This window comes from Thermotoga sp. RQ2 (genome assembly GCF_000019625.1).
GTDB lineage: Bacteria > Thermotogota > Thermotogae > Thermotogales > Thermotogaceae > Thermotoga > Thermotoga maritima.
The window spans coordinates 1,195,688-1,207,663 of the sequence record NC_010483.1 but is presented as its reverse complement, the minus strand read 5'-3'; the positions used below and the strand labels follow the sequence as shown (position 1 = coordinate 1,207,663).

16 protein-coding genes and 2 tRNA genes are annotated in these 11,976 nt (G+C 47.4%); 6 read left to right on the top strand and 12 right to left on the bottom strand.

What is annotated here, in order from left to right:
* Positions 1–54: 54 nt before the first annotated feature.
* Genes TRQ2_RS06025 through TRQ2_RS05990 form a run of 8 tightly spaced genes read right to left on the bottom strand, consistent with a single transcriptional unit; the run spans position 55 to position 5,700 of the window.
* A complete protein-coding gene (locus TRQ2_RS06025; protein ID WP_011943663.1) occupies positions 55–381 on the bottom strand; it encodes a hypothetical protein in 327 nt (108 codons plus the stop codon).
* A 4-nt stretch (positions 382–385) separates the two neighbouring features.
* On the bottom strand, positions 386–1,357 hold the full coding sequence (locus TRQ2_RS06020; RefSeq protein ID WP_004082174.1) for a M23 family metallopeptidase: 972 nt from the start codon (positions 1,355–1,357) through the stop codon (positions 386–388).
* Between the two features lie 13 nt (positions 1,358–1,370).
* The gene (gene def, locus TRQ2_RS06015) at positions 1,371–1,865 is read right to left on the bottom strand and encodes a peptide deformylase (protein ID WP_012310990.1); all 495 of its coding nucleotides are present in this window, start codon (positions 1,863–1,865) and stop codon (positions 1,371–1,373) included.
* Positions 1,865–2,608, bottom strand: coding sequence for a 5'/3'-nucleotidase SurE (surE, locus tag TRQ2_RS06010; protein ID WP_012310989.1), 744 nt, complete (start codon positions 2,606–2,608; stop codon positions 1,865–1,867). Before surE ends, def begins: the two co-directional genes overlap by 1 nt.
* Positions 2,568–3,347 (bottom strand): energy-coupling factor ABC transporter ATP-binding protein EcfA1, encoded by a 780-nt coding sequence (gene ecfA1 / locus TRQ2_RS06005; RefSeq protein WP_012310988.1) that lies wholly within the window; start codon positions 3,345–3,347, stop codon positions 2,568–2,570. Before ecfA1 ends, surE begins: the two co-directional genes overlap by 41 nt.
* Entirely contained in the window at positions 3,328–3,960 is a 633-nt protein-coding gene (locus TRQ2_RS06000; protein ID WP_012310987.1) for a class I SAM-dependent methyltransferase, read from the bottom strand. Before TRQ2_RS06000 ends, ecfA1 begins: the two co-directional genes overlap by 20 nt.
* Positions 3,953–4,504, bottom strand: a complete 552-nt coding sequence (locus TRQ2_RS05995; protein WP_012310986.1) for a HAMP domain-containing sensor histidine kinase — start codon at positions 4,502–4,504, stop codon at positions 3,953–3,955. The genes TRQ2_RS06000 and TRQ2_RS05995 overlap by 8 nt, the downstream gene beginning before the upstream one ends.
* Before the next feature lie 5 nt (positions 4,505–4,509).
* Positions 4,510–5,700, bottom strand: a complete 1,191-nt coding sequence (locus tag TRQ2_RS05990; protein WP_012310985.1) for a M20 family metallo-hydrolase — start codon at positions 5,698–5,700, stop codon at positions 4,510–4,512.
* Positions 5,701–5,804: 104 nt separating this feature from the next.
* Here TRQ2_RS05990 and xylA point away from each other — a divergent pair, with 104 nt between their 5' ends.
* Together xylA and TRQ2_RS05980 are read left to right on the top strand one after the other, a co-directional pair.
* Positions 5,805–7,139 carry a xylose isomerase gene (gene xylA / locus TRQ2_RS05985; RefSeq protein ID WP_012310984.1) on the top strand — a complete coding sequence of 445 codons (1,335 nt, stop codon included), beginning with the start codon at positions 5,805–5,807 and terminating at the stop codon, positions 7,137–7,139.
* Positions 7,139–7,630 carry a DUF192 domain-containing protein gene (locus tag TRQ2_RS05980; protein ID WP_012310983.1) on the top strand — a complete coding sequence of 164 codons (492 nt, stop codon included), beginning with the start codon at positions 7,139–7,141 and terminating at the stop codon, positions 7,628–7,630. Before xylA ends, TRQ2_RS05980 begins: the two co-directional genes overlap by 1 nt.
* Here the strand turns inward: TRQ2_RS05980 and TRQ2_RS10010 are convergent, their stop codons facing one another.
* Both TRQ2_RS10010 and TRQ2_RS05970 read right to left on the bottom strand, forming a co-directional pair.
* The gene (locus TRQ2_RS10010; protein WP_255346197.1) at positions 7,631–7,759 is read right to left on the bottom strand and encodes a hypothetical protein; all 129 of its coding nucleotides are present in this window, start codon (positions 7,757–7,759) and stop codon (positions 7,631–7,633) included. It lies immediately after the preceding gene.
* Positions 7,760–8,056: 297 nt separating this feature from the next.
* Positions 8,057–8,131 (bottom strand) — tRNA-Glu (locus tag TRQ2_RS05970).
* A gap of 168 nt (positions 8,132–8,299) precedes the next feature.
* On the opposite strand from TRQ2_RS05970, the gene TRQ2_RS05965 reads away from it, so the two are divergent.
* Positions 8,300–8,376: transfer RNA gene (locus TRQ2_RS05965), tRNA-Pro, on the top strand.
* 31 nt (positions 8,377–8,407) lie between these two features.
* Here the strand turns inward: TRQ2_RS05965 and TRQ2_RS05960 are convergent.
* A complete protein-coding gene (locus TRQ2_RS05960) occupies positions 8,408–8,668 on the bottom strand; it encodes a FlhB-like flagellar biosynthesis protein (protein ID WP_011943653.1) in 261 nt (86 codons plus the stop codon).
* Positions 8,655–9,812, bottom strand: a complete 1,158-nt coding sequence (locus TRQ2_RS05955; RefSeq protein ID WP_012310982.1) for a flagellar hook-length control protein FliK — start codon at positions 9,810–9,812, stop codon at positions 8,655–8,657. The genes TRQ2_RS05960 and TRQ2_RS05955 overlap by 14 nt, the downstream gene beginning before the upstream one ends.
* Before the next feature lie 62 nt (positions 9,813–9,874).
* Here TRQ2_RS05955 and TRQ2_RS05950 point away from each other — a divergent pair, with 62 nt between their 5' ends.
* From TRQ2_RS05950 to TRQ2_RS05940, 3 genes are read left to right on the top strand one after another with little or no spacing between them, the layout of a single operon-like run.
* A complete protein-coding gene (locus TRQ2_RS05950) occupies positions 9,875–10,588 on the top strand; it encodes a YdcF family protein (protein ID WP_012310981.1) in 714 nt (237 codons plus the stop codon).
* A gap of 4 nt (positions 10,589–10,592) precedes the next feature.
* Positions 10,593–11,099, top strand: coding sequence for a DUF996 domain-containing protein (locus tag TRQ2_RS05945; RefSeq protein ID WP_012310980.1), 507 nt, complete (start codon positions 10,593–10,595; stop codon positions 11,097–11,099).
* Between the two features lie 21 nt (positions 11,100–11,120).
* Positions 11,121–11,954 (top strand): hypothetical protein, encoded by an 834-nt coding sequence (locus tag TRQ2_RS05940; RefSeq protein ID WP_038033068.1) that lies wholly within the window; start codon positions 11,121–11,123, stop codon positions 11,952–11,954.
* Positions 11,955–11,976: the final 22 nt, after the last annotated feature.

Genomic DNA, 11,976 nt, shown 5'->3' with positions numbered 1-11,976 from the left:
GATCTTATAACAGCCTTGATAGTTTATCACAATCTTTCTTAAAAAAAGGTTACATCATTGTTTTTGCGATTCTTCAAATTCTTCTCGGGTTATAAAAGTTCCACCCTCCAGAGAAACAGACACCGGTTTATAAGAAGACGTGAAGGTCGCAACAAGATGTATCTTGTTGGGACATTTTGAACCCACATAGAGCTTGTCTATCTTGTAAGGAACGCCCGGGTTATCGTAATCCACGATGAAATCGTACCCCGTTCTCAGATGACTTCTGAAGACTTCCCCACATCTGTCACATTTTATGTAAATTACAAGAGCCCCTTTTTCCCTGTAAAACGGATTTTTGTTCAGGTCTTTCTTTTTTTTCCCAAAAAACAGAAAGAGCATGATTTCACCTCCGCTGCAGGTAGAAAGAAAATTCCTTCTTCATGCCCCAGATATCTTCAATAACGACTGTGTATTTGGCAAAATCTGGGGCTTTTCCCAATTCGGGAAATTTGTTCACCTTTATCATCGAAGAAAACGTTTCGGGGAACAATTTGTACCAGAGCTCAAACCTGTACGCGGCCGAAACGGACTTCCTATCGTACACTCCCCAGACGTTTGTGAACTCGGACCAGGGAATCTGATCGAAAGAGATCTGATAGATCTCTTCACCTTCCAAAAGGAGTGAGATCTTCTTGAGTCCTAACGTGTTGTTGAACCCTTTCGAATAGGCTTTGATCGCAAGATCCGGGAAATTTCCACTGAACGGGTACGTCCTCCCCTCGACGAAATCGTACACACTGTCTCCTATCTTTATTTTTTCCAGAACAATATCCTCATCCACGGGTTTTGGAAGGTTCAAGAAAGTCGAAGGGTCGTAGGAAACTTCCTCGTTCCTGTCTCTTATCTCGAAGTGTGCGTGGGGAATGGGTGCCTCTCCTGTGGTTCCTGAGTATCCGACGACTTCACCTTTTTCGAACCAGATCTCTTTCTCAGGGAAGTTCACGACGATCCTCACATTCCCGAACTCTTGTTTCAAAGAACTCGCTACCGTTTCCAGTTTTTTCGAGAATCTGCTCAGATGGGCGTAGAGCGTTCTGTATCCATTCTCGTGTTCCAGAACCACTGTGTAGCCGTATATATCGTCCTCGTCTATTTCGATTCTGACGAGCCAGCCTCTCTCGGAGGCGTATATGGGAACTCCTTCTTTCAATCCCGTAGAAAAGTCGATTCCCATGTGAAAATGAGGTCCTCTGTTTCCACTCCCTCTGTACTCACCGAAAGTTGCCGAAACCCTTGGAGAATCAACGGGTGCGGAGAACGAAAACACAACCGCGGAGAACACCATCAAGGAAATCAAAAGCAACCACCTTTTCACGTCTCTTCCCTCCTCATCTCTTAACGGTTCTTGCTATGTCCATGAGTTTCTTTCTGAGCAAAAGGCGCTTTGCTGGACTGATTCGATCGATGATCAAAACTCCGTTCAGATGATCGAACTCGTGCTGAAAAACCCTTGCAGCGTAACCTTCCAGTTCTTCTTCCACGTATTCTCCCCTTGTGTTCTGGTATTTGACCTTTATTCTTTTGCTCCTTTCTATCTCGACGAAGATCTCGGGAAAGCTGAGGCACCCCTCTTCTGCTACTTCAGTTTCTGGATCGATTTCAAGAATCTCCGGATTTATCACGGCAACCGGGCCATTTCCAACGTCCATGACGAAGAACCTCTGAGATATTCCAACCTGCGGTGCCGCGAGTCCCACACCGTCGTAGTGATACATCGTCTCTATCATTCTCTCTATGGTCTTTTTCAGGTTATCGTCGAACTTCGTGACGGGTTTTGCCCTCTTTCTCAAAACGGGATCTCCAAAGACTCTTATTCTGTACATCAGTCGTACACCTCCCTTAACTTCTTCAGACACGTTTCGTTCGTGAGGAAGGGATGTATCGGAGTGATGGAGACGTACCCTTCTCTAACCGCCTTGTAGTCAACATCGTCTCTATCGTCGTCTTCGATGACCTCTCCCATCATCCAGTAGTACTTCTCCCCAAAGGGTGAGACTCTCTCTTCGAAGTAATCGTTCCACCTTCTTCTGCTCTGCCTTGTGAATCTCCATCCCTTTATCTCACCAGCAGGCACGTTTATGTTCAGCATGGTGAAAGGATCGAGGAGTGAGAAGTCGAATTCTTTCAGAAAGTCGATCAGAAAACGTGCCGCTCCCTCGAAATCGGGACTCTCGTAGTTAGCACTCGATATTGCGATCGAAGGAATGTTCATCATGGCACCTTCCATCGCACCCGAGACCGTCCCAGAATAGAGAATATCCATGCCCATATTGGGTCCCCTGTTCACACCACTCACGATGAGATCGACCCTTTTATCCATGATCACGTTGTAGGCGAGTTTCACACAGTCCGCGGGCGTTCCTGTGGTGGAGTACGCAACCACCCTCTCTGAGATGAAAACCTTCTTCATCCAGAGCGGAACGTGTATGGTGATGCTGTGACCGGTTGCGCTCCTTTCTTTATCTGGAGCCACCACGAAAACCTCGTGTTCCTCAGAAAGAAGCTCTGCGAGGACGATGATACCCTTAGACTGTATCCCGTCGTCGTTGGTTACCAGAATTCTCATACCGATCCTCCCACAGGTTTATCTTCCCACATTTCTTCCAGAGTTTCCACTTGAAAGGAATCTCCACATCGTCGAACTCTCTCTCCACGAATTCCTCCCAGCTTCCACAGAAATCGATTGTACCATTCGAGATGTGGAGTATGAAGTCCATATCATCCAGATACTCCAGCTCGTGTGTTACCAGTATTATTCCCTTTCCTTCATTCTTGAGGCTCTCGAGCACCTGAAATATCTCCCTCTGAGAGGGAGGGTCCAGCATGGAAACCGGCTCATCTAAAGCGAGAAAGTGTGTGTCTCGAGCGAGCATCGAGGCGATTGCAAGTCTCTGTTTCTGTCCTCCTGAAAGGCTCAGCGGGTCTTCCTTTTCGAGACCGGAGAGTCCCACCAGTTCCAGGACCTTCTTTATTCTCTTTCTCATTTCGCCCTCGTCGAGCCCCAGTATCTCCAGCGAAAAGGCCACGTCCTCCTCCACGGTGGCACCTATGATCTGTGAAGACGGATTCTGGAAGACGTAGCCCACGTTCTTTCTCAAAAGAAACGGATCCGCTGGTGAACCGTCCAGGAAAATCTCTCCCTCGGCTTCCAGGAGTCCTGCGAGGATCTTCAAAAGGGTGGTCTTCCCGGAGCCGTTTTTTCCCACCACAACGTAGATCTTCCCCGTTTCGAACTCGGCGTTCACGTCCTTCAAAACGTAGTCTCCGTTGTATCTGAAGGAAACGCTATTCAGCGTTATCTTCATCTTCTTTCAATCCCTTCACGGATCTGTAAACCCTTATTCCACCGGTTTTGCAGAGCTCCTCCACGTTCCCGAAAACCTCTTTCATGAAATCTCTGATCCTTCTGCCACCTTTGTTGTGGTAAGCGACGATCTGAAGGCTTCCGCCTTCTTCAAGGAACTCGGGGGCACTCTTCACTATTTCCATCCAGACTTTCTTTCCTGCAACGATCGGAGGATTGCTCACGATCATGTCGAACTTCATACCTTCCCACGGCTCGTAGAGATTTCCCCACCTTATATCGACTTCGACGTTGTGATTCTTCGCGTTTATCTTGGCGAATTCCACTGCGCGCTTGTTTATGTCGCTCATGTAAACTTCAAGATCCGGATATTCTTTTTTCAGGACGATTCCTATCACACCGTAGCCGCATCCAAGATCGAGCACCTTCTTTCCGTGAACTTTCAGGTTTTCAAGGAGCACCTGCGTGGCTTTGTCTATCTTTCCGTAAGAATACACACCGGAAGGTGTTTTGAAAATGTATTCATGGCCGTTTTTCAAAACGAGTCTCGCTTCTCTGACCTTCAGCTTCGATGTGGGTTCCACCGTGTAGTAGTGTTCGAATTTTTCACTCATTGTTTTCACCTCCTTTCAATTCTCTCTCAAGACTCTCTAGAGTTTCGAAAAGAAAAGCTGCAAAACTGGGGTTCTCCGGGTCCCAGAGTCCCTTCTGCTTCAGTTCGATGGTATTTATCTCATAACCGTCTCCATTCTTCTTTCTGATGATGTACCAGTTCACATCGGGATCAGAAAGAATGAGACTCGCGAGTGCTCCGGCTACATCCCCAACCGGCTGGCAATCCACACTTTTCAGATTGAACCGCGCTTCCACTCTCGTTCCCTTTCCTCTTTCTGTGTGTAATTTAACGAATCCTCCCGTCTGTTCCGCGGCCTGTTTCAAAAATGGAAGACCGAGCCCCACTTTTCTCAGCCTGGGATCCCTTGTGGTGAAGAAGGGATCGAACACCCTCTCTGGATTCTCTATCCCCGGTCCGTCGTCTTCCACGACGAAACTGAACCATTCATCGGTCTCTTCTATCTCTATCTTTATATTCTTTGCTCCCGCTTTCACGGCGTTTTGCGCGACATCCATGAGGTGATCGGCGATCGTTCTGAGCAATCGATTCACCTCTCAGTTCCGAGAAGTGCGAACACCTTCGCATCTTCCACCATGTGCGATATTCTTCGGTACTCGTTGGGCTGATGAGCAGTCCCGTCTATTGTGCTCCAGACGACAGCGGGCCAGCCTTTCTTTCTGAAGAACGCGGCGCAGGTGCCTCCACCTATACCTCCCACTTTCGCTTCCAGCCCTCTTAGACTTCTCAAAACATCGGAAAGTTTCACCACGAGTTCCGAATCGGGTGGAGTTGGCTTGGGTGCGGGCTGTTTCACAACGACCTCCAGCTCTGCACCTCTTCCGTCTAGAATCGACTCGATGGTGGACAGCACTTCGTTGAGATCGTAGCGGGGCAGAACCCTGCAGTCAAAGTAAAAAACGAACCTGCCGGGAACGGTGTTCACGTTGTCCACAGTTTTTTCAGCTCGAGTGGGTTCGAACGTGCTGAGCGGTTCATCGAAGAGTTCGTCTATATCGGAGTATTTCCTGTGAAGCGCTTCATCTATCTCCGCTATGAGATACGCACCTTTTCTGAGAGCGTTCTCCGTTGTCCTCGGTCTTGAAGCGTGTCCCTGTTTTCCGTTCACCGTCACTTTGAACCACAGGATACTCTTCTCTGCGATCTCGATGAAGTCTCCCTTTTCGTTTCCGGCATCCGGGACCAGGAACATGTCTTCTGGGCTGAACAACCCTTTTTCTATCAGATATTGGATTCCATATCCGCTTCCTGCCTCCTCGTCGGCGACGAGCGCAAGACCGAAGTTGTACTCAGGAGTGATACCAAGGTCGATGAGGACCTTCCCAGCGTATATGGAGGCTATCATGGAACCTCCGTTGTCTTCGGCTCCCCTACCGTAAACCTTCCCGTCTTTCACAACGGGCACGAAAGGATCCGTCTCCCACAAAGAGAGATCTCCCGGTGGTACGGTATCGATGTGAGTCACGATCCAAAGCGTTTTTTCTCTGTTTCTTCCTGGAATCTTTGCTACAACGTTCGATCGCCATATGCCCCTATCGTCTTTCACATCGTAGCGTTCGACCTCGAAACCGAAATCCCTGAGGAGACCTTCGAGCCAGTCGGCCTTTTCTTTCTCTCCTGGGCCTCCAAAGGCGGGATTCACCGAATTGATGGAGATGAATTTTTTCAGGGACTCCACCATTTCTTCTCCGAGTTCTTCTATTCTTTTTGTGATCTCCATTGAAAACACCTCCCAGATTCAAGTATATCCTAAAAAAATATTTGAAATGATACCCCAAGATTGTATATAATTGATTGATAGAAAAAATTTAGGGAGGTGTTTACATGATGGAATTTTTCCCAGAAATCCCAAAGATTCAGTTTGAAGGTAAGGAAAGCACGAATCCGCTGGCGTTCAAGTTCTACGATCCGAACGAGGTGATCGATGGAAAGCCTCTCAAGGATCACCTGAAGTTTTCCGTCGCCTTCTGGCACACCTTCGTGAACGAGGGAAGAGATCCGTTTGGAGATCCAACCGCTGAACGCCCATGGAACAGGTTCTCCGATCCCATGGACAAAGCTTTTGCGAGGGTGGACGCTCTCTTCGAGTTCTGCGAAAAGCTCAACATCGAGTACTTCTGTTTCCACGACAGAGACATCGCTCCCGAAGGAAAAACGCTCAGAGAGACAAACAAGATACTGGACAAAGTGGTGGAAAGAATAAAGGAAAGAATGAAGGACAGCAACGTGAAACTCCTCTGGGGAACGGCGAATCTGTTCTCCCATCCGAGGTACATGCACGGCGCCGCGACGACCTGCAGTGCGGATGTCTTTGCCTACGCGGCAGCCCAGGTGAAGAAAGCCCTCGAGATCACAAAAGAACTAGGAGGAGAAGGCTACGTCTTCTGGGGTGGAAGAGAAGGCTATGAGACACTCCTAAACACAGATCTCGGGCTGGAACTCGAAAATCTCGCGAGATTTCTCAGAATGGCAGTAGAGTACGCAAAGAAGATCGGCTTCACCGGACAGTTCCTCATAGAACCCAAGCCGAAAGAACCCACCAAGCACCAGTACGATTTCGATGTGGCAACGGCCTACGCTTTCCTGAAGAACCACGGCCTTGATGAGTACTTCAAGTTCAACATCGAAGCAAACCACGCGACGCTTGCCGGCCACACCTTCCAGCACGAACTGAGGATGGCAAGGATCCTCGGAAAACTCGGAAGCATCGACGCCAACCAGGGAGATCTCCTGCTCGGCTGGGACACCGACCAGTTCCCAACGAACATCTACGACACAACACTTGCCATGTACGAAGTGATAAAAGCAGGAGGATTCACAAAAGGTGGCCTCAACTTCGACGCGAAGGTGAGGAGGGCTTCCTACAAGGTAGAAGATCTCTTCATCGGTCACATCGCAGGAATGGACACCTTCGCCCTCGGCTTCAAGATAGCATACAAACTCGCGAAAGACGGAGTATTTGACAAGTTCATCGAGGAAAAATACAGAAGCTTCAAAGAAGGTATCGGAAAAGAGATCGTAGAAGGAAAAACCGATTTCGAAAAACTCGAAGAGTATATAATAGACAAAGAAGATATCGAACTTCCATCTGGAAAGCAGGAGTACCTCGAAAGCCTGCTCAACAGCTACATAGTGAAGACAATAGCAGAACTGAGGTGATGTGGGGTTTGAGACCCCTTTTCTTGAGACTTCAAAAGTTTCTTCTGCCGCTTCTGATCACGATCGGAATAGTTGTTGTAGTCGTTGCATCTGGACAGAGCGACAGGGTGAAGTTCCCAAAAGGAAAAATTGTGATCACAGATGGTGAAAAGTCACTCAAACTGGATGTGGAAATAGCGAACACCCCTACCCTTCGCTCCATTGGTCTGATGTACAGAAAGAGCATCCCGGACGATTTCGGGATGCTCTTTGTTTTTGAAGAGGACACCCGCTCGGGTTTCTGGATGAAGAACACGTACGTTCCCCTTGAAATCGCTTTCATAGACAGAAACGGTGTCATATTCTCCATTCAGGAGATGGAGCCGTGCAAAGAGGAACCCTGCAAGATCTACTACGCACCAGGCCCTTTCAGGTACGCTCTCGAGGTGAAGAAAGGCTTCTTTGAAAGGCACAGATTCGGCGTGGGAAGCAGGGTTTCAATAGAGAAATGATCACAATATAGACTCTAAAGGCTGTGTCTTTGGGTACAGTCTAACTTCGGTTCCTTCATCCTTTTGTACGATGTCCAGCGAGAAGAAGTAGTACTTTCCATCCACCGATATCATCGGCCACTGAACCACCGTGGTCGTTTCATCCTCCGTCGTGCACTTCAACAAAATCTGGCTTGTTGTTAAGGAGAAATGGGATGAACTTTGTGTTGTATTCTGTTATTCCCTCGATTTCGATCGATGTGATGGTTGCAGGCATAAAGAAACTTGCCCGAAACACATAGTAGAGATACTGCCAGCCTTCTGTCCACATGAGTCGTTTGAAATCGCTTGGAATGTAGATCACAGAAAAAGTGTTTTTTGGAGAATCACTGGTAAAACAAAAACAGGGATGCCTTTGGCATCCCTTTACACTTCTGCTATTTCATCTGGCAGCCCCACGGGGAATCGAACCCCGACCTCCGGACTGAGAATCCGGCGGACTGGCCGTTATCCTATGGGGCCATCCAAGGGTAATTTTAAACCATATCAGAAAGAAAATCAAGTGGGGGAGTTAAACTTTTCCAGATACCACCACATCTGACAGCTCTACAAAAGATCAAATCCCGATCTCCAGACTGAAAATCCATAAGGGTTGAAATCTTCACATCCTGTGATAAAATATAAAAACGGCGGGGCGTGGCGCAGGTGGCTAGCGCGCTTGCATGGGGCGCAAGAGGTCGCTGGTTCAAGTCCAGTCGCCCCGACCACGCAGAGGTCCCCACGTTCGGGGACCTCTTTTCATTTGTCGTATCTTTTCAGAAAGGCGTATATCTCAGCGATTACAAGGTACATCTCTTCAGGAATCTCTGAGAAAAGATCAAGTCTCAAAAGATCGTCTATGATATCCGGCCTTTCTTCTATTGGTATGCCATACCTTTTGGCCACCTCGATTATCCTTTCTGCAACTTCACCCACACCCTTTGCCACAACCTCAGGTGCACTCGTTCTGGAGGGATCGTATTTCAAAGCCACTGCTTTTTTTATCTCATCCGTATGCATTGAATCCCTCCCAGTTCATGGGATCCTTTCTCAAAAAGAAGACGTGCGCGATCAATCCCAATCTTTCGAATTCCTTCTGAAGCTCTTCGCTGTGAGCAGACAATTCCTCCGAATTCTTTTCAGCGTAGAATTTCACCGAAAGGGATCTGCCTTCCAAAATCACGTCGGCAACGACCCTGCCGAACCGCACAGAGTTAACAACAAGGATCACTCTATTGTTGTCTTTCTCCCACCACATTTCCTGAATGCCGAAAGAAGGCATTGAAGCGAACCTGACGTTTTCTTCCAGAAGGCTGTTCAAAAGAAAGACGGCATCTAAGAGGTCATCGTCCACCAGTTTTTCAGGTCTTGGGAGGAGTTCTTTGTCTAAAAGTTCAAACTCCATCATTTCTCTGTCTTTCCAGATGAGGACCCAGCCGTTTTCTCTTTTCTCAACCGCTACTTTGTCGTTCACAAAATCTTCAAAGAAGGTCAGATCCGGCTCCTCTTTGAGTTTGAATTCGACAAACGGAAAGTTTCTCCTTCTGAAAACAACAATCTGGTACTTTCCAGAGAAAGGCAGTGCCATGTAGTTCTTACCTACGAATCCCTTAGAGAGCGGTTCATTCACCTGATAGACATCGTACTCTTCGGTGGAAAAGATGGGTCTTTTCAAAGTGAATGTTCTTCTGAGAGCCTCTTCGTCTATATTCCGATTGATTGGAAAGTTCTTTTGAACGTACTCAAAGAAGCTCTTGACGGAAAACCTGATTCGAAAGCTGGAAGGTCCTGACTCGAAAACCTCAGGAAGAGATTTCATTATGATCTTCTTTTCTTCATCGTTCATCTTGAGGAATCGAGATGGAACGAGGTACTTCATGAACAACTTCACGAAGTGAACGTACTTCTTATCAAACCCGCGGGAAATGTCGTGCAAGAACTCCAGAAGACCCGGCACTTTGAGAACCTTGAGGGAGAGTTCTTCATCGAAGTGCGCCAGGAGCCTCGCTTTGAGCTCCTTTCCGGTCATAACCTTGTTGTTCCAGACTCTCACACTCTCTCCCGGCTTCGGTGCCTTACCGTTTATCTCGAGGATGAGGATGCTGTTTTTCCTCGAGAGAACGAGTACGTTGCTGTATCTTCCCAGGACTTTCCAGACGTCCATTCTTCATCCTCCCCCTATGATTATCGACAGTCGTTTAAAATCATAAACGTGGAGGTGGAAGGATGTTCCTTCAAAAAATCATCGGAGCATTTCTGGTAACACCCGGTCTTTTCATACTCCTGTTGATCGTGGGGAGTTTCTTTTTCAAAAAAGCAAGATGGTTCCTCTTGGCTTTGGCAGTGACCGCGTATCTTTTCAGCAGTTACGTGGGGGAGTTTCTCTTTCTCTGGTCTCTCGAGAAAAACCTCGATGTTCCTGCAACGCTTCCAAACGATGCTGTGATCGTTGTTCTCGGTGGTGGTGTGGAAAGAAACACGAAGGCGGGTGACAACCTCAGCGATGCCACTCTGAGAAGGCTTCTGACAGGTGTACAGATCTACCAGAAGACAAAAATGCCTATACTCGTAACCGGTGGTAGCCTAACCGGGCTGAGGCCGGAAGCGATGATAATGAAAGACTACCTTGTTTCGCTGGGTGTTCCCGAGGAGAAGATCACCGTTGAAGACAGATCGAGAAACACGTACGAAAACGCCTTTTTCACGAGGGAAAAAATAGGAGATGTGCCCATCATTCTGGTAACCGATTCGATCCACATGAGAAGGGCTGTTTTCACTTTCAAAAGTTTTTTCCAGAGTGTGACACCGTACCCCGCTGGATTCTACTTTGGAGATCCGGAGTTCGTAGATTTCCTTCCGAATGCCACCTCTTTCTATCTGAATTCACGGGCCATCTACGAGTGGATCGGTCTTGTCTGGTACAATTTCAGGTGGAGGTGATACGATGAATCTTTCCACTGCGAAAACGTTAGCGGGGGTAGGGATGATATTCAAACTGTTCGGTGCGGTGCCGGTGGTAGGGTGGATCTTTTCTCTTGTGGGGCTCATACTGTTTCTCATCGGCATATACAACATTTCACAGCAAGTGGGGGAAAGAAGAATCTTCAACTACCTCTTGATACCCGCTGTTTTGCTGTTGATCGTTTCTGTGATCTTCTCTGTTTCACTCGTTGCTTCACTCTTCGCGGGCGGTCTGTTCGCTGGTGGTGTGACCTTAGCCGGCTTCGTAACCATCGTTGTTCTTGGAATAATAGCCCTCGTTTACAAGGTGAAAGCCTACAGGATGCTCGCCGAGAGTTTGAAAATCTCAGTCTTCAACACCGCCGCGTCTTTCTACAAATGGGGAGCGATCCTTCTTGTTGTTTTCGGGGTGGGTTTCATACTCATGTTCGTGGGTGATATTCTCGCGATAGTTGGCTTTTTCTCAAAACCATCCGAAGAAGCGGCTTGAAAAAACTCGGGGGGATGATTTTTGTATCTGAAACGTTACAAATGGATTTTCTTAGTCGTCGCAATGCTCATTTTCTTTGGAGTGGCTTTTGTTCAAATCCACTACCAGAAGAAACTGGAAGACTATCAACTCGAGGTTTTCAAAACTATCGTTCAGCGGTCTGTAGATCTCGTATCGAGTGGATACTTTCAGTGGACAGAACTGAAAGAAGCGATAGAAAAAAACGATGAAGAATTCAACGAAGAAGCCTTTGAGGAAATAAAGTCTTTAGATCCACACATCAAAGAAATAAAGATCCTTAATCAACCCCCGAGTTTCGAAGAAGAATACTACAGAGTGGAATCGGATGGGGAAAGACTCTGGGCACTGTTCAAAATATACGACAGCATGGGGGAAGAAATGATAGCTGACAGGACAGCGTATGTAGAATGGGATGTGGCCAGTATTTTGAACTCAATCGGTGCTTCTGTGGAGTTTCGAAAGGGAGGAAAGAAGACGTTCTGGGGTTTAGAGTACAAGAGTAAGCCCGGCAATAAATGGTTTGCAGCTTCTTTCTGGAGTTCACTTGGAGGACTCGCAATTATACTCATCATTCGCTCCATTTTTGTGAGGTCTATTTTGAAGTTTCACTATGAAACAGAAGGGCTCGAAAGACTGATCAAAATTATCGACAAGAAAGATCACTACACAGCCCTTCACCCGGAATACACTTCGAGAATCGCTGTTCTCTTAGGAAAGAAATTGGGACTTAACAAGAAAGAACTGAAAGAGCTTGGAATAGCAGGCCGACTCCATGACAGAACCCCAACCACGCAAGCTATCCCCCTTCAGGGGGATAGTAAGTGGTTGTTGTAGTTCAACTGTGTTACAATTAGCA